The organism is Serratia proteamaculans, from assembly GCF_004684015.1.
Lineage (GTDB): Bacteria > Pseudomonadota > Gammaproteobacteria > Enterobacterales > Enterobacteriaceae > Serratia > Serratia proteamaculans_F.
Genome location: NZ_SRIA01000019.1, coordinates 418512 through 443955 on the forward strand (window position 1 = coordinate 418512; position 25444 = coordinate 443955).

Annotated in this window: 25 protein-coding genes; 10 read left to right on the forward strand and 15 right to left on the reverse strand. The window is 56.1% G+C overall.

From position 1 onward, the window contains the following. The first annotated feature begins 128 nt into the window (after positions 1 to 128). Both E5C26_RS17630 and E5C26_RS17635 read left to right on the forward strand, forming a co-directional pair. A complete protein-coding gene (locus E5C26_RS17630; RefSeq protein ID WP_135317463.1) occupies positions 129 to 677 on the forward strand; it encodes a nucleotidyltransferase family protein in 549 nt (182 codons plus the stop codon). Between the two features lie 59 nt (positions 678 to 736). After that, positions 737 to 1213: a FlxA-like family protein gene (locus E5C26_RS17635; protein ID WP_135317464.1), complete on the forward strand. Its 477-nt coding sequence runs from the start codon at positions 737 to 739 to the stop codon at positions 1211 to 1213. Positions 1214 to 1234: 21 nt separating this feature from the next. Here E5C26_RS17635 and E5C26_RS17640 read toward each other — a convergent pair whose 3' ends face one another. From E5C26_RS17640 to E5C26_RS17650, 3 genes are all read right to left on the reverse strand, one after another. Continuing rightward, a complete protein-coding gene (locus E5C26_RS17640) occupies positions 1235 to 1936 on the reverse strand; it encodes an RES family NAD+ phosphorylase (protein ID WP_135317465.1) in 702 nt (233 codons plus the stop codon). Further along, positions 1929 to 2690: an integrase gene (locus tag E5C26_RS17645; protein WP_135317466.1), complete on the reverse strand. Its 762-nt coding sequence runs from the start codon at positions 2688 to 2690 to the stop codon at positions 1929 to 1931. The genes E5C26_RS17640 and E5C26_RS17645 overlap by 8 nt, the downstream gene beginning before the upstream one ends. 145 nt (positions 2691 to 2835) lie before the next feature. Next, positions 2836 to 3756, reverse strand: coding sequence for a LysR family transcriptional regulator (locus E5C26_RS17650; protein ID WP_135317467.1), 921 nt, complete (start codon positions 3754 to 3756; stop codon positions 2836 to 2838). 95 nt (positions 3757 to 3851) lie between these two features. Between E5C26_RS17650 and E5C26_RS17655 the strand changes: the two genes are divergently transcribed. Then, positions 3852 to 4844, forward strand: a complete 993-nt coding sequence (locus E5C26_RS17655) for a bile acid:sodium symporter family protein (RefSeq protein ID WP_135317468.1) — start codon at positions 3852 to 3854, stop codon at positions 4842 to 4844. A 34-nt stretch (positions 4845 to 4878) separates the two neighbouring features. On the opposite strand, the gene E5C26_RS17660 is transcribed toward E5C26_RS17655, so the two are convergent. The 3 genes from E5C26_RS17660 to zipA form a co-directional block, all read right to left on the reverse strand. Further along, positions 4879 to 5094, reverse strand: a complete 216-nt coding sequence (locus E5C26_RS17660) for a DUF3820 family protein (RefSeq protein ID WP_012146156.1) — start codon at positions 5092 to 5094, stop codon at positions 4879 to 4881. Further along, entirely contained in the window at positions 5094 to 7115 is a 2022-nt protein-coding gene (gene ligA / locus E5C26_RS17665) for an NAD-dependent DNA ligase LigA (RefSeq protein WP_135317469.1), read from the reverse strand. The genes E5C26_RS17660 and ligA overlap by 1 nt, the downstream gene beginning before the upstream one ends. A gap of 78 nt (positions 7116 to 7193) precedes the next feature. Next, the gene (gene zipA, locus E5C26_RS17670; protein ID WP_135317470.1) at positions 7194 to 8192 is read right to left on the reverse strand and encodes a cell division protein ZipA; all 999 of its coding nucleotides are present in this window, start codon (positions 8190 to 8192) and stop codon (positions 7194 to 7196) included. A 221-nt stretch (positions 8193 to 8413) separates the two neighbouring features. On the opposite strand from zipA, the gene cysZ reads away from it, so the two are divergent. The 5 genes from cysZ to crr all read left to right on the forward strand — a co-directional run bounded on the left by cysZ (position 8414) and on the right by crr (position 13313). Next, the gene (gene cysZ, locus E5C26_RS17675; RefSeq protein ID WP_135317471.1) at positions 8414 to 9175 is read left to right on the forward strand and encodes a sulfate transporter CysZ; all 762 of its coding nucleotides are present in this window, start codon (positions 8414 to 8416) and stop codon (positions 9173 to 9175) included. A gap of 183 nt (positions 9176 to 9358) precedes the next feature. Then, positions 9359 to 10327, forward strand: coding sequence for a cysteine synthase A (gene cysK / locus E5C26_RS17680; protein WP_135317472.1), 969 nt, complete (start codon positions 9359 to 9361; stop codon positions 10325 to 10327). 395 nt (positions 10328 to 10722) lie between these two features. Continuing rightward, positions 10723 to 10980: a phosphocarrier protein Hpr gene (gene ptsH, locus E5C26_RS17685; protein ID WP_004936458.1), complete on the forward strand. Its 258-nt coding sequence runs from the start codon at positions 10723 to 10725 to the stop codon at positions 10978 to 10980. A 46-nt stretch (positions 10981 to 11026) separates the two neighbouring features. Continuing rightward, positions 11027 to 12754, forward strand: a complete 1728-nt coding sequence (ptsI, locus tag E5C26_RS17690; RefSeq protein ID WP_135317473.1) for a phosphoenolpyruvate-protein phosphotransferase PtsI — start codon at positions 11027 to 11029, stop codon at positions 12752 to 12754. Positions 12755 to 12803: 49 nt separating this feature from the next. Then, complete coding sequence (gene crr / locus E5C26_RS17695) at positions 12804 to 13313, forward strand: PTS glucose transporter subunit IIA (protein ID WP_012146162.1); 510 nt, start codon at positions 12804 to 12806, stop codon at positions 13311 to 13313. Positions 13314 to 13388: 75 nt separating this feature from the next. Here the strand turns inward: crr and E5C26_RS17700 are convergent, their stop codons facing one another. Next, entirely contained in the window at positions 13389 to 14711 is a 1323-nt protein-coding gene (locus tag E5C26_RS17700) for an ATP-binding protein (RefSeq protein ID WP_135317474.1), read from the reverse strand. 5 nt (positions 14712 to 14716) lie between these two features. Further along, on the reverse strand, positions 14717 to 15397 hold the full coding sequence (locus E5C26_RS17705) for a response regulator transcription factor (protein ID WP_012146164.1): 681 nt from the start codon (positions 15395 to 15397) through the stop codon (positions 14717 to 14719). Positions 15398 to 15572: 175 nt separating this feature from the next. On the opposite strand from E5C26_RS17705, the gene E5C26_RS17710 reads away from it, so the two are divergent. Then, on the forward strand, positions 15573 to 16766 hold the full coding sequence (locus E5C26_RS17710) for an efflux RND transporter periplasmic adaptor subunit (RefSeq protein ID WP_135317475.1): 1194 nt from the start codon (positions 15573 to 15575) through the stop codon (positions 16764 to 16766). 2 nt (positions 16767 to 16768) lie between these two features. Continuing rightward, positions 16769 to 18718 carry a MacB family efflux pump subunit gene (locus tag E5C26_RS17715; RefSeq protein ID WP_167796678.1) on the forward strand — a complete coding sequence of 650 codons (1950 nt, stop codon included), beginning with the start codon at positions 16769 to 16771 and terminating at the stop codon, positions 18716 to 18718. 2 nt (positions 18719 to 18720) lie between these two features. On the opposite strand, the gene cysM is transcribed toward E5C26_RS17715, so the two are convergent. From cysM to E5C26_RS17750, 7 genes are all read right to left on the reverse strand, one after another. After that, a complete protein-coding gene (gene cysM, locus E5C26_RS17720) occupies positions 18721 to 19602 on the reverse strand; it encodes a cysteine synthase CysM (protein WP_135317476.1) in 882 nt (293 codons plus the stop codon). Between the two features lie 83 nt (positions 19603 to 19685). Then, complete coding sequence (cysA, locus tag E5C26_RS17725; RefSeq protein ID WP_135317477.1) at positions 19686 to 20774, reverse strand: sulfate/thiosulfate ABC transporter ATP-binding protein CysA; 1089 nt, start codon at positions 20772 to 20774, stop codon at positions 19686 to 19688. Beyond that, the gene (cysW, locus tag E5C26_RS17730) at positions 20764 to 21639 is read right to left on the reverse strand and encodes a sulfate/thiosulfate ABC transporter permease CysW (RefSeq protein WP_017893587.1); all 876 of its coding nucleotides are present in this window, start codon (positions 21637 to 21639) and stop codon (positions 20764 to 20766) included. The genes cysA and cysW overlap by 11 nt, the downstream gene beginning before the upstream one ends. Continuing rightward, the gene (gene cysT, locus E5C26_RS17735) at positions 21639 to 22472 is read right to left on the reverse strand and encodes a sulfate/thiosulfate ABC transporter permease CysT (RefSeq protein WP_012146168.1); all 834 of its coding nucleotides are present in this window, start codon (positions 22470 to 22472) and stop codon (positions 21639 to 21641) included. The genes cysW and cysT overlap by 1 nt, the downstream gene beginning before the upstream one ends. Next, complete coding sequence (locus tag E5C26_RS17740; RefSeq protein ID WP_135317478.1) at positions 22472 to 23494, reverse strand: sulfate ABC transporter substrate-binding protein; 1023 nt, start codon at positions 23492 to 23494, stop codon at positions 22472 to 22474. Before E5C26_RS17740 ends, cysT begins: the two co-directional genes overlap by 1 nt. 201 nt (positions 23495 to 23695) lie before the next feature. Beyond that, the gene (locus E5C26_RS17745; RefSeq protein ID WP_135317479.1) at positions 23696 to 24595 is read right to left on the reverse strand and encodes a Dyp-type peroxidase; all 900 of its coding nucleotides are present in this window, start codon (positions 24593 to 24595) and stop codon (positions 23696 to 23698) included. A 167-nt stretch (positions 24596 to 24762) separates the two neighbouring features. After that, entirely contained in the window at positions 24763 to 25347 is a 585-nt protein-coding gene (locus E5C26_RS17750; protein ID WP_135317480.1) for an RpoE-regulated lipoprotein, read from the reverse strand. Positions 25348 to 25444: the final 97 nt, after the last annotated feature.

A 25444-nucleotide genomic window follows, 5' to 3' on the forward strand; every position in this document is an offset into this window, starting at 1 on the left:
TTGCCCTGAATGCTTACCTGAAGTTGCAAACCCTATACCAAGTGTAGTCAGTCGACCGGCGAATATATTCGCCTGCGGTTTCGCCCACGGCCACTTCAGGTTACAGTAGCCGCAACAAAGGAGAGGTAATGACTCAGCAACAAAAAATTATCCAATGGTTACAGCAAGATAGTGAAAGAATGACGATATTGCGCACCGCCCGTCGGCTCGGTCTGAATGACTGGTGCCTGGGTGCCGGCTTTGTGCGTAATCTGGTATGGGATCGGCTGCACGATTACGCCATGCCAACCCCGCTCAACGATATCGACGTGATCCATTTTGACGCACAGCGCCCGGAAGCGGAGCGTGACCAGATGCTGGAAGCACGGCTACAAGAATGGTTGCCGCAGCCCTGGTCAGTGAAAAATCAGGCGCGTATGCACCTGCGCAGCGGTCGGGCGCCCTACCTTAACAGCGAGGACGCCATCAGCTATTGGACCGAGGTGGAAACGGCGGTTGGCGTGCGGCTGAATGCGGACGACAGCCTACAGTTGGTGGCGCCATTCGGCCTCAACGGCCTGTTCGATGACACCATCACCTTCAATGCCAAAAACGGCGACCTCAACGCCTATGAACAGCGAGTGATCGCCAAAGGCTGGTTGCAACGCTGGCCGCGCCTGCGGCAAATCCGCGAGTAAAGTTTTGCCCCATTCTGCCGATACCCTGAGCAGCGGAATCAAAACTCAGGGAGAGTGTTATGTCGACCAGCATTACCATGATTGTCCCGGTGAAAAACACCGTACCCGGCATCAGCAACGTTTTTAGCGCCCCCGGTAACCAGGGCCAGTTGCTGATGGCCAAGCCGGTCAACCAGCAGCCGGAAGGCGGCAAGATGAAAGAAGCCAGGGAAACTGACGGTAACGATCAGGTGAAAGTGGCCGACAGCAGTGCTTCAGCGCGTATCAAGTCGCTGAACAAGCAAATCCAGGGGCTGCAACAGAAACTGGCCGACCTGAAAGACTCGGATGCCGATCCCAAAGAAATTGAAAAACAGAAACAGCTGATTCAGGCGCAGATCAAAATGCTGCAGGCCGAGATCGCGCGCATTCAGAAAGAAGAGATGGAAAAACAGCAGGCAGAGCAAATGGCTAAAGCTGCCGATAGTAGCGCCCCGACCAAAGGCGACGGCATCAACCGTCCAACCGCGCTTAACGCCGTGGATGTGTATATTTGAAATGTTCTTTCGGCAGGCGAATCATTGAATTGGGCCTGAGATATCAGGCTCTTCATCGGCATCAAGAAGTACCACGCCAAGCTGATCCGCCTCTTCGTCAATTGCGTCCAGCACCCTGTTCGAATCAATGATCACTTCCGATTCACTGATGACAGCCAACTGATCTGGGTGAACCCGGTCGCCAAACAGCATTAAAGCGCTATCGCCATGCTGCCTGGATGACCATTTCAACCCATGTGCTGCGGGGTGAGCCGCATGAATGGCGGTCGCATATTCCTGGGTATAGATATACTGATCGGCTGTCGAGTCCAGAAGCTGCGCTCTGTTGACCCCCATTTTTTTCATGGTTTTAGGGTTGAGATCGACCAGATTTAAATCCACTTTCGGCGCAATAACCGAATGAGCCATCCCTCGCAAATTCCCCATATCATAAGCGACTCCGTCAGTATGTTCCGGGAGATCATGAAATAGGGTCTCCATCACAGCAACGCCTGTGTTAATGCCGCCATAGAGTGTGGGTACTCGTTGCTTTCGGCTGTCATAGACAGGACTAAATCTGGCATTTCCCCGCGTTCCAGGATTGAACTGTATGGCGGTATAGCAAATGGAATGAATACGATAAATATTTTGCCCTGATGGCCAGGTGGAAAAGTTTACCTGCAGCTCGGTAACCGGCGTACGGATCCTCCGTTTAACGTCATTTTCATCCCTGCTGTCATCCATGAGTTCCCCTCAACGTTTCCTCTCTGGCCGCAAGCAGCACCTGTTCCGGCGCACTGACCAGCATGTCTTTGGGCTTACGCCCCCCCAACCAGCTATTATCGGCCCCAAACCAGGCGGCTAAACCCCATGGGGTTTTCCTTTCACCAAACATCAGGAGGATTTTTTTAATTATCGGCAGCGGACGAAACCCTTCATCCAGAGCATACTGTGGGTAAAAATCCTTTCCCTGCAACTGAATGGCAAAAATTTTACCTGAAGATTTCCAACGATGCGGGCCCGCGCTAGGATTTGCTGATGTAAAACCCGTTTTTTGCGACAAATCATGTGCCGTTAACCACACTGAATCTTCTATGATGGCGGCATTGTGCTTCGCCAAACGTTCTGCATGACGACGTTGACGTTCAGTTTTGTCATTTTGGTGGGTTCTTGCTTGAACAGTCGGCGTTTTATCTTTCGCTGATACCGTCAATTTGGCCGTTTTATCGGGACCCTTCACCTCTTTTTGTGGCTCTGCGCTAGGTAATATCATATCTGCATCACCAGAAAATGCCGTAGCCAAAGAAGTAATAGCCGCCTTCATCGCCGCTTTGATGGCGTCAGTAAAATGCGGAATATGTCCGGTTAAATCGCCAAGCTCTATCACCAAATACTCAGCATTAGATTTGGTTTCAAGCTTGTGAAGCTCAGCCCCGCTAATCGTCTGAATGTTCAACGACGTTTGTACTTCGTGACGTGTCCGCTGTTTAATGACCATATTACCGCCTGAATATCGTTATATCGCTTATATTCGTTATGGTACTCCGATTAGCCCGACCGTCAATACTGCTCAAAAAACAGGCTTCATCGTATTAAGACAGGGTAACCCAACCTTCCTTGTGCCGTGGATGTGGATATTTGACTCAGTAATCCGCCTGCCGCTGACGCTGTTGTTGCAGCAAGGCCGCCTGCTGTCCCACCACCTGCCAGATGACCTCTGCCGCTGGGGTCAGCGAGCGGTTTTTACGCCGCACCAACATCAGCGCACGGTTGATTTCCGGTACCAAGCGGCGAACCTTCAACTGGCCGCCTTCCGGCAAGGGTAATGCCAACGCCGGGAAAATACTGATACCGATACCCGCGGCCACCATAGGAAACAGCGTAGCCGGGTGGCCGATCTCCTGTACCACCGTCGCCTCCACCCCTTGTTGGCGCAGCGCGCTGTCAATCAGTGGCCGACTGCCTGAAGCATAATCCTGCAACACCAGGCGACTACCGCTGAGTGCCGACCAGTGCACTTCTGACAATTCGGCAAACGGATGATCGTTACGACACAACAACAGGAAAGGCTCGTGCAGGATCGGTTCGCAGTCCAGATCTACCGCCTGCACCGGATCGACCACAATGCCAAAATCGACCTCTGCATTGCGAATGCTGTGCAGCACCTGCTGCTGCGCCTGATCACGCAACATGATGCGGATATCCGGATACTGCCTTTCCCCGGCGGCAATGCACTGCGGCATCAGGTGCGCGGAGATGGTCTGGCTCGACGCCACCCGCACCGTACCGCTGCGTTGTACGCCAAAGCTGCGCGCATCCAACAATGACGACTGCAACTCATCCAGCAGACGCTCGACACGGTTGGCCAGCCGTTGCCCGGCGTCGGTCAGCAGCACTTCACGGGTAGTACGATCGAGCAGGCGAACGCCGATCTCCGCCTCCAGCTCTTTCACGCTGTGGCTAACCGCAGACTGCGTCAGGCCAATGGCCTCACCGGCCCGGCTGAAACTGCGGTGCCGGGCAATAGCGACAAAGACTTTGAGTTGTTTAATCGAGTAATTCATGTTTTTTATTCATATATGAATTAAATAAATCAATTTAATTATTATATCCGGTCGCGCGACAATGGGCGCATTGATTTTTCTTCGAGTACGCCGCCATGAGATTTTTGCCCGATCGCTTTACCCTGACGCTGATCGCCACCGTGCTGCTGGCTTCGTTCCTGCCTGCACGCGGCGAGTTCGTCGGCTGGCTGAATGCACTGACCATCGCCGCCATCGCCCTGCTGTTCTTTATGCACGGTGCCAAACTGTCGCGCGAAGCCATTCTGGCCGGCAGCAATAACTGGCGGCTGCACCTGTGGGTGATGTTCAGCACCTTTATTATTTTCCCGGCGCTCGGCGTGCTGTTTAAATGGTGGTCGCCGGTCAACGTCAGCCCCGAACTGTATTCCGGCTTTATCTACCTGTGCATTCTGCCCGCAACCGTACAGTCGGCCATCGCTTTTACCTCGCTGGCGGGCGGCAACGTGGCCGCTGCGGTGTGCAGCGCATCGGCTTCAAGTCTGCTGGGGATTTTCGTCTCGCCGCTGTTGGTCGGCTTGCTGATGAATGTGCACGGGGAAACCGGCAGCCTGCAACAGGTAGGCTCCATCGTGCTGCAACTGCTGGTGCCGTTTGTCGCCGGACATCTGTCACGGCCGCTGATCGGTAAATGGATTGAACGCAACCGCAAACTGATCGGCAAAACTGACCAGACTTCGATTCTGCTGGTGGTATATGCCGCCTTCAGCGAAGCGGTAACGCACGGCATCTGGCATCAGGTCGGCATCGGTTCGCTGGTATTTATTGTGGTGGGCAGCCTGGTGTTGTTGACGATTGTGCTGGTGGTGAACACTTATATGGCGCGCTGGCTGGGCTTTAGCAAAGCCGACGAAATCACCATCGTGTTCTGCGGCTCGAAGAAAAGCCTGGCGAACGGTATCCCGATGGCCAATATCCTGTTCCCGGCCTCAACCGTGGGCATTATGGTGCTGCCGCTGATGGTGTTCCATCAGGTGCAATTGATGACCTGTGCGGTGCTGGCTCGACGCTATCAGAAAAAACAGCAGGAACAACAGGCGACGCCCAACGGGCAAGCCGTGCGGGAATAAATAAATGGGTGCGGCGGATACCGCGCCCGGCAACTCAACTTTTCTTCAGCGGCTTGACCAGGTGGTCGAGCCCTTCAATTTTAATCGCCAACGTCATTTCCATCAGCATGCCGAGCTTGCCCTGGGGAAACTCTCCCTTTCGGGCAAACCACAACAGGTATTCTTCGGGCAGGTCAATCAGCACCCGCCCCTGATACTTGCCGAACGGCATTACCGTATTGGCAATCTCCAACAGATTCTCTTTTTCCATCAGGCACCCAGCAGGCGGATCATTTCCGCTTCGTCGATAACCTCAATACCCAGTTCCTGCGCCTTCACCAGTTTGGAACCGGCGGCTTCACCTGCAATCACCAGATCGGTTTTCTTCGAGACGCTGCCGCTGACCTTGGCACCCAGCGCCGTCAGGCGATCTTTGGCCTCATCGCGTGAAAGCTGGCTCAACGAGCCGGTCAACACCACGGTTTTACCGGCGAACGGGCTGTCGATCTCTTCCGCGACTATCACCACCGGGGCCGGCCAGTTAATACCGATTTCGTCGCTGACCAGTTCCTGGATTACCTGTTGGTTGAGCTCTTCGTCAAGGAAATGACGCGTGTGCTTCGCCACGATCTCACCGACCTCCGGCACTTCTTTCAACGCCTCGATATCGGCGGCTAACAGCTTATCCAACGTACCGAAGTGTGCAGCCAGATTGGCCGCCGTGGCTTCGCCGACTTCACGGATGCCAAGTGCATACAGGAAACGGGCAAAGGTGGTCTGCTTGGATTTTTCCAGCGCATTGACCAGATTCTGCGCCGATTTTGGCCCCATGCGATCCAGCCCGGTCAGAATACCGGCGGACAGGCGGAACAGATCGGCCGGGTTCTTCACATACTCTTTTTCCACCAACTGCTCGATGATTTTGTCGCCCATGCCATCGACGTCCAACGCCCGACGGGAAACAAAGTGCTTCAGCGCTTCTTTGCGTTGTGCCGCGCAGATCAGCCCGCCGGTGCATCGTGCTACCGCTTCGCCTTCCACTCTCTCAACGTCGGAACCGCATACCGGACAATGCTGCGGGAACAAAATTTCACGCGCGTCCGCTGGACGGCGATCGGCTATCACTCCCACCACCTGCGGGATCACGTCGCCGGCACGGCGCACAATCACCGTATCGCCGATGCGCAGGCCCAAACGTTCAATTTCATCGGCGTTATGCAACGTGGCATTGCTGACGATCACCCCGGCAACCAGCACTGGCTCCAGCCTTGCCACCGGCGTGATCGCACCGGTACGACCAACCTGGAACTCCACCTCGCGCACCTGGGTAATCTGTTCCTGCGCCGGGAATTTGAATGCTGTCGCCCAGCGCGGCGCACGCGCCACAAATCCCAGCGTTTCCTGCAGATCGATATCGTCAATTTTTACGACCACACCGTCGATATCAAACCCGAGTTGCGTGCGGTCCTGCTCCACCTGACGGTAGAACGCCAGCACTTCGTCACTGCCGGTGCAACGTTTGGCGCGATCGCTGACCGGTAAGCCCCAGTCTTTGAATTGCATCAGGCGCTGCCAGTGACTGCGCGGTAATTCGCCGCCTTCCAGCAGGCCAACGCCATAGCAGAAGAAAGTCAGTGGACGCTTGGCGGTAATGCGCGGGTCAAGCTGACGAATCGAGCCGGCGGCGGCGTTACGCGGGTTAGCGAAGATCTTGCCGTCCTTGCGACGCGCCTCTTCGTTCATCTGCTCGAAACCGGCCTGCGGCATAAACACTTCGCCACGCACTTCCAGCCGACGCGGGATATTGTCACCGGTCAGCCGCAGTGGAATGGCGCGGATGGTGCGCACGTTAGAGGTAATGTTTTCACCGGTAGTGCCGTCGCCGCGGGTGGCCGCGCGAACCAGTTCGCCATCTTCGTACAGCAGGCTGACCGCCAGACCGTCCAGCTTCAGCTCGCAGCAGAAGGTCAGCGGATCGCTGCTCTTCAGGCGATCCTGCACGCGTTTATAGAATGCCAGGAAGCTGTCTTCGTCGAAGACGTTGTCCAGTGACAACATCGGCACTTCATGACGAACCTGATCGAACGCTGCCAGCGGGGCGGCGCCCACACGCTGGGTCGGCGAATCAGCGGTGATCAACTCCGGGTGGGCGCTTTCCAGCGCACGCAGTTCACCCATCAGGCGATCGTATTCCGCATCCGGCACTTCCGGTGCGTCCAGCACATGGTATTGATATTCGTGATGGCGCAGTGAGGTTCGTAGTTGATTGATTTGTTGGATTATCGATTCCATGGCTCACCATCAAAGATAAAAAACCCCCGGCAAGCGGGGGCTTTGTTGTTACGGATGTTCAGTGCGCGTGGCCGTCGATCAGGCGTTGTTTTCCAACACTTCACGAAGGCGCGCTTTGTAGGTTTCCAGCTTCTGCGGGGTCATCATGCGGCGCTCATCGTCCAGCACCACACCGCCCACATCGTCGGCGATCCGCTGTGCCGACTGCAGCATCAGCTTGAAGTTCTGATTAGCGTCGCCATAAGACGGCACCATCATGAACATCGACACGCCCGGCGTAGAGAAATCAGACATCATCTCAGGATCAAAGGACCCTGGCTTAACCATATTCGCCAGGCTGAACAGCACAGGACCGCTGCCCGCTGGGCTGATATGGCGATGGAAGATGCCCATTTCACCAAACTGGAAGCCCGCCTGCAGCACGCTCTGCAGCAGGATTTCGCCGCCGATCACGCCACCCTGATGTGCGGTAACGTGCAGCACCAGTACGGTTTCTTTCAGTTTTGCCGGTTTGATGGCAGCTGGAGCAGGCTGAGGCTCGTGCGCCACCGCTGGCTTCACTTCCGGCTGCGGCTGATGAGCAGGTTCGGCATGGAACGCCGGCTCTGCTGCAGGTGCCACAGGCGGGAGATCGTCAACGCGCGGTTCACGGCGCGGCGCAGGCTGCTGCGGCTCGTCGTCTTCGTCCTGCGCGTAGTTGTCCAACAGGATGTCATCATAATCCGGCCGCTGGGACAGCGGTGGCGGAGTCTGATGGGCAGCCGGTTGAACGGCACGCGGTGCTGGCTCAGCCGCCGGAGCAGGCTTGGGCGCAACCACGGGTTCTTCGCGAGCGGCATCAAAATGACCAAAGGACGGCTCGTCTTCCGGGTGAGCGGAGCGTACACGCACCTCCCCCACACCTTCATCGAGTTCGTCGATCGGGGATTGTTCACGTTCCTTTTTGGAACGTTTGGCTGGGCGATCGCGAAAAAGCGATGAGCGTTCCTTACGACTGGTCCAAAGACCGTGCAATAACAACGCTATTATGGCGATCGCGCCAACAACGATTAATATCAGACGCAAATCCTGCATCATTGCTATCTCTGTTGTTCCAATACATTGCCACCGCGGCAAACATTCACTCTTTAACTCTATTTGCCCGAGCACACAAGTGCAAGTCCGTGCTGAACTTTATGCCAATAAAGATGATTATACTGCCTTTTTTTGCTGTTTTTTCAGCCAATGTCACCCTAGCCAGTAGAAAATCATCCCGATATGATAGCTAAGCCTGTTCAGACAAAGAGATAACTTAAGATATGTCCTATACGCAGTCACCTTCTCACTCCACCAGCGGCCTGCATTATTTTGCCGAAGGCTGGCGCCTGATTTCACGCCCGGGGATTAAACGCTATGTAGTATTGCCATTGCTGGTCAACGTATTGCTGATGGGATCCGCCTTCTGGTGGCTGTTCAGTCAGCTCGGCGACTGGATCCCCAGCATGATGAGCCATGTTCCCACCTGGCTGCAGTGGCTGAGCTATTTACTGTGGCCGCTGGCGGTCATTTCGGTACTGCTGGTGTTCAGCTATCTGTTCAGCACCATCACCAACCTGATTGCCGCCCCCTTCTGCGGCCTGCTGGCCGAGCAGTTGGAAGGTAGCCTGACCGGCAAACCGCTGCCGGACACCGGTATCTTTGGCATTGTGAAAGATTTGCCGCGCATTATGGCGCGTGAATGGCGCAAGCTGGCCTACTACCTGCCACGCGCGCTGCTGCTGCTGATACTCTATTTCATTCCGGGCATTGGCCAGACGGTGGCACCGGTGTTGTGGTTCCTGTTCAGCGCCTGGATGCTGGCAATCCAGTATTGCGACTATCCGTTCGATAACCACAAGGTGAGCTTCGCCGATATGCGCCGCGCACTGCGCCAGCATAAGACCGACAATCTGCAGTTTGGCGCTATGGTCAGCCTGTTTACCATGATCCCAATCCTCAACCTGGTGATCCTGCCGGTCGCGGTTTGTGGTGCCACGGCGATGTGGGTTGATCGTTACCGTCCACAATTCGTTCGTTCCTGAGCCGTTTTATCGGCCACATTACGATTAATTCTTCGACAGGGCGCGCAATTTGCGCCCTTATCCTTGTGCTTAAAACTTATTTCCTAATAACATATAGATATACCAATTCTTTACTTCCCTGCCGGTACTGTTAGCGTATGCTTTCGACGTTCCCCACATTTTCATAGAGTTAAAGGACGGGCTATGAGCAAGATATATGAAGACAACTCATTAACAATCGGCCATACGCCGCTGGTTCGTCTGAACCGTATCGGCAACGGACGCATTCTGGCCAAGGTTGAATCACGCAACCCGAGCTTCAGCGTCAAATGCCGCATCGGTGCCAATATGATTTGGGACGCAGAAAAACGCGGTGTCCTGGTTGCCGGCAAAGAACTGGTGGAGCCAACCAGCGGCAACACCGGTATCGCACTGGCGTTCGTCGCCGCCGCACGCGGCTATAAGCTGACGCTGACCATGCCGGAAACCATGAGCATCGAACGCCGCAAACTGCTCAAGGCGCTGGGCGCCAACCTGGTGCTGACCGAAGGCGCTAAAGGCATGAAGGGCGCGATCGCCAAGGCGGAAGAAATTGTCGCCACCGATCCCAACCGTTACCTGATCCTGCAGCAGTTCAGCAACCCGGCCAACCCGGCGATCCACGAACAAACCACCGGCCCGGAAATCTGGGAAGATACCGATGGCGAAGTTGACGTTTTCATCTCTGGCGTCGGTACCGGCGGTACGCTGACCGGTGTCAGCCGCTATATCAAGAACACCAAAGGCAAGGCGATTACCACCGTGGCGGTAGAACCTACCGACTCACCGGTGATCACCCAGGCGCTGGCCGGTGAAGAAATCAAACCGGGCCCGCACAAAATTCAGGGTATCGGCGCAGGCTTTATCCCCGGCAACCTGGATCTCGATCTGGTTGATCGCGTTGAGCAAATCACCAACGACGAAGCCATCAGCATGGCGCGTCGCCTGATGGACGAAGAAGGCATTCTGGCCGGCATTTCCTCCGGTGCCGCCGTGGCCGCAGCGGTGAAACTGGCTGAAGAACCAGAGTTCGCCGATAAAACCATCGTGGTGATATTACCTTCCTCCGGCGAGCGCTATTTGAGCACCGCCTTGTTCGCCGATTTGTTCACCGAACAAGAATTGCAACAGTAGTGCCAGCCGCGCACTAATCGCTAAAAAAGCACCTTACGGGGTGCTTTTTTGTGGACTGGATCAAAGTTTATAGCAGTCGAAGATTGATTTTACCCGCCAGCTTTAGTATTTAACGGTGCATTATTTCGATGCGCGAAATTAATCACCCTCCATTCGTTGTTTAGGCTGAATCGATTTACTCGTTTGTCGCGGATGCGGTAAACACGGCATAATGGAGAGCGGATTTAAACGACGGCAGAAGCCGGTTTTTTTGATCTGAAGTGCCAAACTCGTCGTTTTCTGTTGCATCAATGCTCGCCCCTGTACCATAGTCAGGCGCTAACCAGACAAGCTAAAGTCATACCCTTGGGCTAAACTTTAGCTCCACAACACACCAATAAGTTGGGGAAACATCAATGTTCCAGCAAGAAGTTACTATTACCGCTCCGAATGGTCTGCACACTCGCCCTGCCGCTCAGTTCGTGAAAGAAGCCAAAGGCTTCACGTCTGACATCACCGTGACCTCTAACGGTAAAAGCGCCAGCGCCAAAAGCCTGTTCAAACTGCAAACTCTGGGGCTGACTCAAGGGACCGTAGTGACCATCTCCGCTGAAGGTGAAGACGAGCAGAAAGCCGTTGAACACTTGGTAAAACTGATGGCAGAGCTTGAGTAATCGGCCCGTCTTCTTAGTTAACACCAGTCAAGAGTAAGGTAGGGTTATGATTTCAGGCATTTTAGTATCACCGGGTATCGCTTTTGGTAAGGCTCTCCTACTGAAAGAAGATGAAATTGTCATCAACCGGAAGAAAATCTCTGCAGACGCTGTAGAGCAGGAAGTCCAACGTTTTCTTGATGGCCGCGCCAAGGCATCCGTGCAGTTGGAAGCGATCAAGACCAAAGCTGGCGAAACCTTCGGCGAAGAGAAAGAAGCTATCTTCGAAGGCCATATCATGCTGTTGGAAGACGAAGAGCTTGAGCAGGAAATCATAGCCCTAATCAAAGATGATCTGGCTTCTGCGGATGCGGCTGCCTACACCATCATCGAAGGCCAGGCGAAAGCGCTGGAAGAACTCGACGATGAGTATCTGAAAGAGCGTGCGGCCGACGTACGTGACATCGGTAAACGCCTGCTGCAGAACATTCTGGGCCTGGCTATCGTCGATCTGAGCTCAATTCAGGACGAAGTGATCCTGGTTGCTACCGATTTGACCCCGTCTGAGACCGCGCAGTTGAACCTGGACAAGGTTCTGGGCTTCATCACCGATCTCGGCGGCCGGACTTCACACACCTCCATCATGGCGCGCTCCCTGGAATTGCCGGCAATCGTGGGCACCAGCGACGTAACCAAGCAGGTGAAGAACGACGACTACCTGATTCTGGACGCGGTTAACAATAAAATTTACGTTAACCCAACCGCTGACGTTATCGATCAGCTGAAAGCCGAACAGAACCAGTACCTCACCGAGAAAAACGATCTGGCCAAGCTGAAAGACCTGCCGGCAATTACGCTGGACGGTCATCAGGTTGAAGTCTGTGCCAACATCGGCACCGTGCGCGACGTCGCAGGTGCAGAGCGCAACGGCTCTGAAGGTGTCGGCCTGTATCGTACCGAATTTCTGTTCATGGACCGCGACTCACTGCCAACCGAAGACGAGCAGTTCCAGGCTTATAAAGCCGTTGCGGAAGCCGTGGGCTCACAGGCCGTGATCGTACGCACCATGGATATCGGCGGCGACAAAGACCTGCCGTACATGAACCTGCCGAAAGAAGAGAACCCGTTCCTCGGCTGGCGCGCCATCCGTATCGCCATGGATCGCAGAGAAATCCTGCATGCCCAGCTGCGTGCCATCCTGCGCGCCTCCGCGTTCGGCAAGTTGCGCATCATGTTCCCGATGATCATTTCGGTGGAAGAAGTTCGCGATCTGAAAGGCGAAATCGAAACGCTGAAAGCGCAGCTGCGTGAAGAAGCCAAGGCGTTTGACGAAACAATTGAAGTGGGCGTGATGGTGGAAACACCGGCCGCGGCGGTGATTGCCCATCACCTGGCGAAAGAAGTCGACTTCTTTAGTATTGGGACAAACGATCTAACCCAGTATACTCTGGCAGTAGATCGCGGCAACGAGCTGATTTCTCATCTCTATAACCCGATGTCCCCATCAGTGCTTGGCCTGATCAAACAGGTTATTGATGCATCTCACGCAGAAGGCAAGTGGACCGGTATGTGCGGTGAACTGGCTGGCGATGAGCGTGCTACACTGTTGTTATTGGGCATGGGGCTGGATGAGTTCAGCATGAGTGCGATTTCAATCCCGCGCATCAAGAAAATTATACGTAATACTAATTTCGAAGATGTGAAGGCGTTGGCAGCGCAAGCCTTGGCACAGCCAACGGCGCAAGATCTGATGAATTGCGTGAATAAATTCATCGAAGAAAAAACGCTCTGCTAAACTTCCACGACACTGGAACGCCGCCCAATTTAATGCTTAGGAGAAGATCATGGGTTTGTTCGATAAGTTGAAATCTCTGGTTTCTGATGACAAGAAAGACACGGGCACTATCGAGATCGTAGCTCCACTTTCTGGCGAAATCGTTAATATCGAAGATGTACCTGACGTAGTATTCGCTGAAAAAATCGTTGGCGATGGTATTGCCATCAAACCAACAGGCAACAAAATGGTTGCTCCGGTTGACGGCACCATCGGTAAAATTTTCGAAACCAACCATGCTTTCTCTATCGAATCCGACAGCGGCATCGAGCTGTTTGTCCACTTCGGTATCGACACCGTTGAACTGAAAGGCGAAGGCTTCAAACGCATCGCTGAAGAAGGCCAGCGCGTCAAGAAAGGTGATGTGGTTATTGAGTTCAATCTGGCCCTGCTGGAAGAGAAAGCCAAGTCTATCCTGACGCCGGTGGTTATCTCCAACATGGACGAGATCAAAGAACTGATCAAACTGACCGGTAACGTCACCGTCGGTGAGACCCCGATCATCCGCATCAAGAAGTAATCGCGAATGAACGCAAGAACGGCGCCTTCGGCGCCGTTTTTTTATCTCTGCCATTCAAGCCAATCGTAACAGCGATTAACTCCAGCGTGGAATTCGCAGGGTAATCACCAGCCCTTCCTTTTCACCGTTGCGCGCCTCAACCTGGCCGCCGTGTGCCAATACCACCTTGCGGGTGATCGCCAGCCCCAGCCCGTAGCCCTTGCCTGACATCGCCGATTTCACCCTGACGAAGGGATCAAAAATGCTGGAAAGTTTCGACTCTTCCACACCCGGTCCCTGATCGCTGACCTCAATCTGGAACAGTTGCTCAATACGCGTCAGCACCACCGTCACCCGCTGCCCGTGGCTGGAGAAACGCAACGCATTACGCACGATATTATCCACCGCTCGCCGCATCAGTTCGGCATTACCCTTGACGGTGTAGTCCACGTCCGAACTGGCCTGCAGCACGATTTCTACCCCTGGGATCTGCGCTTCGTAGCGCGCATCGCTCACCACCGCGTCCACCAGCCCGTACAGGTCGAAATACTCTTCATCCGGCAGGCTGTTGCTCTCGGCACGCGACAGCGCCAACAGTTCGCCGATCATTTTATCCAACCGCCCCGCTTCGTGCTCAATGCGCTGCAGCGAGTTTTCTACGTTACCCTCATTCTGTCGCGCCAGGCCAATCGCCAATTGCAATCGGGCCAACGGTGAGCGCAGTTCGTGCGAAACGTCGTGCAGCAACTGCTCACGGGCACTGACCAACAGTTCCAGCCGTTCGGCCATGCTGTCAAAGTCACGCGCTACCTCAGAAAGCTCATCATGCCGTCGGCGCATTGCCGGGAACAGACGTACCGACAAGTCGCCCTGCGCTACGCGATCAAAACCGTCGCGCAGCTTGCGCATCGGCCGGGTCAGGTTCCAGGCTAGTACTGCGCTGAACAACAATCCTGCCAGCCCGCCCACCCAAAGCATCGGCGCAGGAATATTGAAGAAATGCGAACGCTTGTTCGGCCGATACTCGTCCCGCAGGCCACGCATGTCGTAACTCAGCCAATAGCCCTTGCCCCCCTCACCCTCTACCCAGGCGGTGATCGTTTTTGGCATCCGACGGCCCTCAAACACCGGTTCCTCAGCGGCCGGTGCAGGCGGCTTAGCCAGCGGGGTCACGGTCAATAAACGTCGGTCATCATCCGACCAGTCTTTCAGCATGGCATTGAGCGCAGGCATTCCACCGCTGCGCAATTGCGTAGCGGCAGAGGTCAACTGCAGCGTGACCACCCGCCGGGCCATGGCGTTTTCCGGTGGCTCGTAACGATCGCCATACAAGGAAAAAGCGACCCACAGCGCCTGAGTCATGATGATAAAGGTCAGCCAGAAACCGAGCAGGATTTTCCAGAACAGTCTTCCACGCATAGGCATTATCGGATGCGGTAGCCGATGCTGCGCACCGTCTCAATGCTGAGCGCGTTGTCCGTCAACGCCCCCAGCTTCTGGCGGATATTGCTGATGTGCACGTCAACGCTGCGGTCGTAGGCTTCCCGAGGGCGGCCTAAACCTTTTTCTGACAGCTCGTCTTTTGATACCACACGCTCCGGCGCGCGCAGCAGTAACTCCAACAGGTTGAATTCGGAAGCGGTCAGATCGAACGCCTTACCTCGCCATTCGCTGCTGCGGGTCGATGGGTTAAGGGTCAGCTCGCCGAAATTAATCGCAATCTCATCGTCAACCTCATCCGGGCGCTCGTCGAAGCGGCGCAGTACCGCACGCAGGCGCGCCACCAGTTCGCGGGGATAGCACGGCTTGGGCATATAGTCGTCGGCCCCCATTTCCAGGCCGATAACCCGGTCGATGTTATCGCCCTTGGCCGTCAGCATGATGATCGGCATGCGGCTCTTTTTACGCACGTCGCGCAGTACGTCGATGCCGCTCATGTCCGGTAGCATGATGTCGAGGATCATCGCGGTGTAATCACCCGACAACGCGCCTTCCACCCCGGCCTTGCCGGTCAGCACCAGCGTGGCGTTAAAGCCTTCGCCGGTCAGGTATTCGCTCAGCATGGTGCCGAGTTCGAGGTCATCATCGACCAATAAAATTTTCATGCCTTGCTCCTTCGCGGATTTTCGCCATTTTCACGTCTATTTGTCTGCTTCGCAGCCGGTTTTACTCAATCCTTACATATTCCTGAACGCCACTTAACCGCAGCCCGGCCGACGGCGCGTTAAATTAGTGCCAACAGATTTTTGCCGTGCTTTTATGCCAGGGAAGCTCACCGCCATGTCATCGTTTCAACGCTCAAAACGTTATCTGCTGCCCACCGTTATTGTGGCTGCTATCGCCTTATTTCTCTACTTCAGGTCGCAAGGCAGCGAAGAAACTCCCCGTTATATCACCGCCGTGGCGCAAACGCGCGACCTGGAACAAACGGTGTTGGCTGACGGCACCATTGAAGCGCAAAAGCAGGTCAGCGTCGGCGCCCAGGTCTCCGGCCAGATAAAGGCCCTGTACGTGGCGCTGGGCGATAAAGTACATAAAGGGCAACGGGTAGCCGAGATTGACGACTTAACCCAGCAGAACGCCCTGAGAGACGCAGAAGCGGCATTAAAAAACGTTCAGGCACAGCGCGCCTCCAAAATGGCGGCACTGCATAACAATCAGCTGGTTTATCAGCGCCAGCAGGCGATAGTGGCGCGCGGCGTCGGCGTACGAGCGGATTTGGACAACGCCCAGGCGACGCTGATTGCTACCAGGGCCGACATCAATGCGCTGGATGCACAAATCGTTCAGGCGCAGATCGCGGTCAACACCGCACAGGTCAATCTCGGTTACACCAAAATCACCTCACCGATCGACGGTACCATTGTCGCCCTCCCCGTGGAGGAAGGCCAAACGGTGAACGCAGTGCAAAGCGCACCCACCATCGTCAAAGTCGCCCAGTTGGCCACCATGACCATCGAGGCGCAAATCTCTGAAGCCGACGTAGTGAGGGTGAAATCCGGCATGCCGGTCTACTTCACCATCCTCGGCGAACCGGACAAGCGCTACCGCACGACCCTGCGGGCGATAGAACCCGCGCCGGACTCCATCAACGACACGACCACGTCGTCCAGTACCAGCAGCTCCAGCAGTTCCTCCAGCTCCAGCACCGCGATTTACTACAACGGTCTGTTTGACGTGGCCAACCCGGACGGTGCGCTACGCATATCAATGACCGCGCAAGTCTATATCGTGCTGGCGAAGGCAGAGAATGCTGTCGTGATCCCCGCGACGGCACTGCAAGGCAATTGGGTACAGGTGGTCGATAAACAAGGCAATATTGCCCGCCGCCCGGTCAAGGTCGGCATCAATAACAACGTCGATGCACAGATTATCAGCGGCGTGCTGGCTGGCGAGCAAGTGATTGTCAGCCAGACCACAGCCACGACTAAAAGCAGCACCCGACGCATGGGTCCGCCGCCGATGGGGATGTGATGATGAGCCAACAGTCTCTGCTGCAACTGCGCGGCATCAGCCGCCATTTTCGGGCCGGCGAGCAAAACGTGACGGTGCTGAACAATATCAATCTCACCATTGCTCAGGGCGAAATGGTGGCGATCGTGGGGGCTTCCGGCTCCGGTAAATCGACGCTGATGAACATTCTCGGCTGCCTTGACCGTCCCAGTGAAGGCGATTATCAGGTAGCCGGTCGCAGCACCGGGCAACTGGGTAGCGACAGCCTGGCCGAGCTGCGCCGCGAACACTTCGGTTTTATCTTCCAGCGTTATCATTTGCTGGGAGATCTCAGCGCGCAGGGCAATGTGGAAGTCCCGGCGGTGTATGCCGGCCATCAGCGCAGTGCACGCCGACAGCGCGCCGCCGATCTGCTACAGCGATTGGGCCTGGCACAACGGCTGGATTACCGTCCCAGCCAGCTCTCGGGTGGCCAGCAGCAACGCGTCAGTATCGCCCGGGCATTGATGAACGGCGGCGAAGTGATCCTGGCAGACGAACCGACCGGTGCGCTGGACAGCCACAGCGGGCAAGAAGTGATCGGTATCCTGAAAGACCTGCACGCACACGGCCACACGGTAGTGATCGTCACCCACGATATGCAGATCGCCGAACATGCCCAGCGCATCATTGAGCTCAGCGACGGCGAGATTGTCGCCGACCGGCAGAAAACCGCACAAACCGCCGCACGCCTGCCAAAGACACCGGATAACGCCGCCGGCCGTTGGCAATCACAACGCGACCGCCTGCATGAGGCGTTTAAAATGGCATTGCTGGCGATGGCCTCTCAACGCCTGCGCACTTTGCTGACCATGCTGGGCATTATCATCGGCATCGCCTCGGTGGTGTCGGTAGTGGCGCTGGGCAAAGGTTCTCAACAACAGGTGCTGGCGAACATTAATGCCATGGGTACCAGCACACTGGAGATTTATCCGGGCAAAGATTTCGGCGATATGCGCTCTGCCGCAGTACAAACGTTGCGCGCCACCGACGCCGACGCGCTGGCACAGCAGAACTACGTGCACAGCGTGACGCCAACCGTTTCCAGCAGCACCACTTTTCGCTACGGCAACCAATCAGTCAGCGGTACGGTCAATGGCGTCGGCGAACAGTATTTTCTGGTGCGCGGCTACAACATTGACAGCGGCATGGCGTTTAACCGCCAAAGCGTCGACCGTCTGATGCAGGAAGCGGTGATCGACGAAAATACCCGCGACAAGCTGTTTCCCCACGGCGTCAATCCGCTGGGCGAAGTGATCCTGCTCGGTTCGTTGCCGTGCCGCATTATCGGCGTCGCCGCCAAAAAACAAAGTGGCTTCGGCAGCGATGAAAACCTCAACGTCTGGATCCCCTACACCACCGCCATGAAACGCATGCTGGGCCAGAGCTACCTGAAAAGCATTACCGTGCGGGTTAACGACGATATCGATCTTGCCAGCGCCGAAGATGGCGTCACTCGTCTGCTGAGCCAGCGCCACGGCGGCAAGGACTTCTTTGTGATGAACACCGACAGCATTCGCCAGACCATTGAACAAACCACCGCCACCCTGACGCTACTGGTGTCGATGATCGCACTGATCTCACTGGTGGTCGGCGGTATTGGGGTAATGAATATCATGCTGGTCTCAGTCACCGAGCGCACGCGTGAAATCGGCGTACGTATGGCAGTTGGTGCTCGCGCCAGCGACATCATGCAACAGTTCCTGATTGAAGCGGTGCTGGTATGCTTGCTGGGTGGCACGCTGGGGGTGCTGTTGTCATTGGCGATCGGCGTGGTGTTCAGCCAATTCAGTGACAACTTCAGGATGATTTACTCCACCGAATCCATCGTCGCAGCGTTTATCTGTTCGACGCTGATCGGGGTTATTTTTGGCTTTTTCCCGGCGAAACGCGCCGCCGGGATGGATCCGATACATGCGTTGGAAAGGGAATAAACTCAGGCAAAAACGCCGGTAGAGAGATAACGATCGCCGCGATCGCAGATAATCGCCACAATCACGCTGCCCGGATTGGCTGCCGCAATCTGTAGCGCGCCGGCCACCGCACCGCCGGAACTGACACCGCAGAATATACCCTCGCGCTGCGCCAACTGGCGCATGGTCTGTTCGGCGTCGCTTTGTTCGATATCCAACACCTGATCCACCAGATCCGGACGGAATATGCCTGGCATATAAGCCGGTGCCCAGCGGCGAATACCGGGAATACTGCTGCCTTCTGCCGGCTGCAGGCCGATAATCTGCACCTGAGGGTTCTGGCTCTTCAGGTAGCCGCCCACACCGGTAATGGTGCCGGTGGTGCCCATACTGGAAACAAAATGAGTCACCCGCTGATGGCTCTGCTGCCAGATTTCCGGGCCGGTGGTGGTGAAGTGGGCGTATGGGTTGTCCAGATTATTGAACTGATCCAATACCTTGCCCTGCCCCTGATGCTGCATTTCCAGCGCCAGATCGCGTGCGCCTTCCATCCCCTGCTCGCGGCTGACCAGGATCAACTCTGCGCCATAGGCACGCATCGCCGCCTGACGTTCCTGGCTCATGTTTTCCGGCATCAGCAAGGTCATCGAATAGCCTTTCAGCGCCGCGATCATCGCCAGCGCAATACCGGTGTTACCGCTGGTAGCCTCGATCAAGCGATCGCCGGGTTTTATCTCGCCACGCAGTTCCGCCTGCTGGATCATCGCCAACGCGGCGCGATCTTTCACCGAACCGGCGGGGTTATTGCCTTCCAGTTTGAGCCAAACCTCACTGCCCAGGCCTGTAGCCAGACGTTGTAATTTTACCAGCGGGGTATTACCGATGCATTGTTCGAGCGTTGTCACGATCTTGGCCTGTGTGTTGAAGTACGAAAAGTAAAAGGCAACCCCGGGGTTGCCTTTAAAATTAACCTGGGGACTGAAAACTATCAGGCGCTTTTAGCTAACGCAACAGGTTGTAGCAGTTGGTCGCCGGCGTACAACCGCGCATTCAGGCTGCCAACGTAGTAACGGCCGCCGCGTACCGGCGGTTCATTGCCATCCGGCAGCACCACGCTGATCGGTTCCTGATGCCAACCAATCGGCTGTACGGTCATCTGCCAGAAATGGCCGCGCGGGCTGACTTCCAGCACCTGCACCGGCAGCGGGCAGCGGTCGCTGCTCTCGGTGCCGACTTCCATTTCCCACGGGCGCAGGAACAAGTCTACGCTGCCCTGATGCATTGGCTGGAACGACAGCGGCCACTGGTGCGCGCCGACGAACAGCTGCGAACCGCGGATCTCGCCGCTCAGGCGGTTCACTTCGCCCATAAACTCCAGCACGAAGCGGCTGGCCGGCTCACGTACAATCTCTTCCGGCGAACCGACCTGTTCAATATTGCCCTGACTCATCACCACAATACGATCGGCCACTTCCATTGCCTCTTCCTGATCGTGGGTGACGAATACGCTGGTGAATTTCAGCTCTTCATGCAGCTGACGCAGCCAACGGCGCAGTTCTTTACGCACCTGCGCATCCAGCGCACCGAAGGGTTCGTCCAGCAACAGAATTTGCGGTTCGACCGCCAGAGCACGCGCCAGTGCCACGCGCTGCTTCTGGCCCCCGGAAAGCTGTGACGGATAACGGTTAGCCAAATGGGCCAACTGCACCATTTCCAGCAGCTGGGTTACTTTTTGTTTGATCGCCGCGGCATTCGGACGCTCACGACGCGGCAGCACGGTCAGGCCAAAGGCGATGTTGTCGAACACCGTCATGTGACGGAACAGCGCGTAATGCTGAAACACGAAGCCCACCCGGCGATCGCGTGCATGCACGTGGCTGACGTCGGTGCCGTGGAAGCCCAGCTTCCCGCCGCTCTGGCTTTCCAGCCCGGCAATAATACGCAGCAGCGTGGTTTTACCGGAGCCGGACGGCCCCAGCAGCGCCACCATCTCACCGGAGGCAATATCGAGCGAGATATCGTTCAATACCTTGGTACGACCGAAGAACTTATTGATACCGCTAATCTCAATGCTCATGATTTTCCTCCCGCTCGAGACGTGCATTCTGACGTTCCAGACGCCATTGCAGGCCACTCTTCAAAAATAGGGTCACTATTGCCATCAGGGTCAGCAAGCCGGCGGCGGTAAAGGAGCCGACCGTGTTGTAATCCTGTTGCAATAACTCAACCTGCAGCGGCAGGCTGAAGGTCTCACCGCGAATAGAACCGGACACTACCGATACCGCGCCAAACTCGCCGATGGCGCGCGCGTTGGTCAGTACCACGCCGTACAACAGCGCCCAGCGAATGTTTGGCAGCGTCACCCGGCGGAACATCTGCCAACCGGAAGCGCCCAGTAAAATAGCGGCCTCGTCTTCCTGGCTGCCCTGGCTGAGCATCATCGGCACCAGCTCACGCACCACAAACGGACAGGTCACGAAAATGGTCACCAGCACCATGCCCGGCCAGGAGAACATCAGCTGGATATTATGCGCATCCAGCCAACCGCCCAGCAGGCCATTGCTGCCGTAAAACAGCAGATAAATCAGCCCCGCCACCACCGGCGAAACGGCGAACGGGATGTCGATCAGCGTCAGCAACAGCTGACGCCCCGGGAAGGTAAAACGCGTCACCAACCAGGCCAACAGCGTGCCGAAGATCAGGTTGAACGGCACGGTAATCAAAGCAATCAGCACCGTCAGCCAGATAGCGTGCAACATGTCGTGATCGACCAGGTTGCCCCACATCACACCAATGCCTTTGGAAAAGGCCTCGGCGAAAATCGAAATAATCGGCACCACCAGCAGCAATACCGAAAACAGCACGCCGATACCGATCAGCGTCCACTTGCCCCAGTTAACGCGTGGGCGTTCGACGCCGTTGAACTCAGAGATATCCGCCATCAGTGCCCCCCGATGCGTCGGCCAAAGCGGCTTTGCAGAACGTTAATGCTGAACAGCAACAGCAGCGAGGCCGCCAGGATCACCGAAGCAATCGCACTGGCCGCCGGATAATCAAATTCCTGCAAACGCACAAAAATCATCAGCGAGGTCACTTCCGTCTTCCAGGCGATGTTGCCGGCGATAAAAATCACCGCGCCAAACTCACCCAGGCTGCGGGTAAAGGAGATCGCCGTACCGGCCAACAGCGCCGGTGCCAACTCGGGGATAACCACACGGCGAAAGCTCTGCCAGCGTGTCGCGCCCAGGGTTTCGGCCGCCTCTTCATATTCCGGCCCCAGCTCTTCCAGCACCGGCTGCACGGTGCGCACCACGAACGGCAAGCTGGTAAAGGCCATCGCCACGGCAATGCCGAGCCAGGTAAAAGTCACTTTGATGTCAAAATGCGCCAGCCATTGGCCATACCAGCCGGTGGTGGAAAACAGCCCCGCCAGTGTCAGACCGGCGACGGCTGTCGGCAGTGCGAACGGCAGATCGATCAGGCCGTCCAGCAAGGTGCGACCAGGAAAACGATAGCGAGTCAGGATCCAGGCCATCAGCATGCCGAACACCGCGTTAAACAGGCTGGCAACGCCCGCCGCCAGCAGCGTGACTTTATAAGCCGCCACCACCTGTGGGTTGGAAATCACTTCCCAATACTGTGCCAGGCTCATCTGCGCCAACTGCATCACCAGCGCACTCAGTGGCAGCAACAGGATCAGGCAGGTGTAAAACAGGCTGCTTCCCAGACTGAGGCCGAAGCCAGGCAGAACCCGTTTGCTGGTCAACGACAACATTACTTATGCCCTGCTGCTAACAGTTGATCCAACTCGCCACCGGTGGCGAAATGGGTTTTCATCACCTGTGGCCAGCCGCCAAACTGATCTTCCACCCGAAACAGCTTGGTATCCGGGAACTGGCCTTTGGCTGCGGCCATCGCCTGCTTGTCGTAAACGCGGTAGTAGTAGCTGGTGATCACCTGCTGCGCTGCCGGGCTGTAGAGATAATTCAGGTAGTCTTTGGCCGCCTGTTCGGTGCCATTTCTTGCCACGTTTTTATCGACCCAGGCTACCGGGAACTCCGCCAGAATATCGACCGGCGGGACGATCACCTCGTATTTGTCTTCGCCATACTGCTTGCGAATATTGTTCACTTCCGACTCAAAGCTGATCAGCACGTCGCCCAGGCCACGTTCGACGAAGGTGGTGGTCGCGCCGCGGCCGCCGGTGTCAAACACCAGCACGTTTTTCAGGAAACGGGTCATAAAAGCGCGGGTTTTGGCCTGATCATTGCCATCCGCCTGGTTGGCGGCCCCCCAGGCGGCCAGATAGGTATAACGGCCGTTACCGGAAGTTTTCGGGTTCGGGAACACCAGCTTCACGTCATCACGCACCAAATCATTCCAGTTATGAATGCCTTTTGGATTGTCCTTGCGCACCAGGAAAGCCATGGTGGAATAGAAAGGAGAGCTGTTGTTCGGTAAGCGGGACTGCCAGTCAGCCGGGATTAATTGGCCACGATCGTGCAGGATCTGCACATCGGTCACCTGGTTGTAGGTCACGACATCGGCGCGCAAGCCCTGCAGGATCGCCAGCGCCTGCTTGGAGGAACCGGCATGGGATTGTTTGATGGTCAGCTTGTCGCCCGGATGCTGTTGGTTCCATTGCTGCACAAAGCCAGGATTCAACGCGGTAAACAATTCACGGGAAACGTCATAGGAGCTGTTCAGCAATTCAGTTGCCGAGACGGTGCCGCTGGCTAACAGCGCCGCCGCCAGCCATCCTTTCAGTACGATATTTTTAACCCGAGTTTGTTTCATTGCGCACCTTATTACTGAGTCATTCCGTCGGGCTTTCGCCCTGATGTTGACCAGTGTATTTATAACTAGGTGCGGAGCTGTAACGCTTTTATATACCGTTTAGTGATTTTCAAGCATCAAACGCTATAAGGCAGGAACGGAGCGGCATGGCAGAGGGGGGAAGTAAAACCGGAGCAGGCGTCGCCAGCCCCGGTAGAGGTGTTACAGCGACAGCAGGCGCGTCAGTGATGGCGCAAAGTAATAACTACCGGTCACCGCGCGGCTGAAACGCAGCATCGCGTCGCGTTTGCCGTCCAGATCGCCGAACATGCTCAGCAGCTGCTTTTCGATGTTGTGCAGGCGCGCGCAGTAGGCGATGAAATACAGCCCATGCTTGCCGCTGGCGGTGCCGTAAGGCAGGCTTTGACGCAGGATCTTCAGGCCCTTGCCCTCTTCTTTCAGATCGACCCGGCTGACGTGTGAGGTGTCCGGACGTTGCTCCGGCGGCAGTTCTTCGCTGTCATGCTTGGTACGGCCGATAATCTGCTCCTGCTGTTCGGTGGTGAAACGCTGCCACTGACGCAGGTTGTGTTCGTAACGTTGCACCAGCACGTAGCTACCGCCTGCGTCTTCTTCGCCTTCGGCAATCACCGCCACTTCCGGTCGCTTGTCGCCCTGCGGGTTTTCCGTGCCGTCGATAAAGCCGCTCAGGTCACGCTCTTCCACCCAGCGGAAACCGTGGGTTTCTTCTTCAATTTTGATGGCGTTGCCGAACGCCGCCAGCGCGGCCTGGGCCAGCGTGAAGTTGACATCATGACGCAGGGATTGAATATGGACAAGCAGGTCGCGCTGGGTGGCCGGTGCCAGCCCTTTGCCGAGCGGGGTGAATGGCTTCAGCTCTTTGGCGCCCTGACCGCTGGACAGGTCGTGCCAAACGTCATAGCCAAAGGCAACCACCGCACCCAAATGCGCATCGGGGAACTGCTGTTGCAGCTCGGTCAACGTCTGGCAAAACTGCTTGCAGCCCTGACGGAGTTCGGCAAATTCGCCCTGAACGGTGGCTTCCATAAAAATGGCGAAACGGCAGTGTTCCAGCAAAATGCCGCTCTGAACCTGTGTCATTGTCGTTATCCTCAATAGCAGAATCGGGTAACAGTAGCCTGTTACGAATGCGCAGCATCATACCGCAAGCAAGGGTAATTGCCTTGCCCGAACGCAAAGAAAATAAGGATATCCGTCATGATGAAGGATGCTGGGGCGCCGCAAATCGGGCGCCCAAAAAGAAAGGCTTACTGAGGTTTGGCGTGCCAGATAATCTTGCTGATCGTCCAGCTTTTCAGCGTGTCATCCGGTGGGATGATGTCCTGCTGGCCGGCCCACTTGCCGCTGAAGATGTAGGTCACGTACTTGCTCTGCTCCGCCACACACTCCACCTTGCCGGCATCGTCGCCGTCGGCCGGTTTACAGGCACCGAACGCCTTGCTGTACAGGTCGCTGAACGGCGTGCCAAGTTTGCTGCCCCACTCGGTCGCCACCTTGCTGTCCATCACGTCCACCCGTTGCACGTGGCCCTTGGGTTCACCGGTGATCACCAGTTTCACGTCATCGCCGTCCATCGCCTGATAGTAAGAAACTATCTGGCCCTGGCTGGTAGCCATGCCGCCGCGCAGGCGGTAATCGCCTTTCAAGCCGTCGTTGATGGCGCTTTCCGACATCGGAGTACCGGCGTTCAAATCGCCAACGCCCTTGGCGCTGACCTCAAGGCTGCTGCCAAACCAGTTAAGTGGCGACAGGCTCGACCAGGAGAAGTTCGACATCGTCGAACAGCCAGTCAGTAACAGCGGGAGTCCTAACAGCAGTGGGCGAATATTCATCTCTAGCTCCTTAACATCAAAGGCATGGGCCCGGCGTTTTGCTGCGTGCCAGCCTCTCACAACTGCCCACGCTTCGCCATCGGTTGCGAGCTTGGAG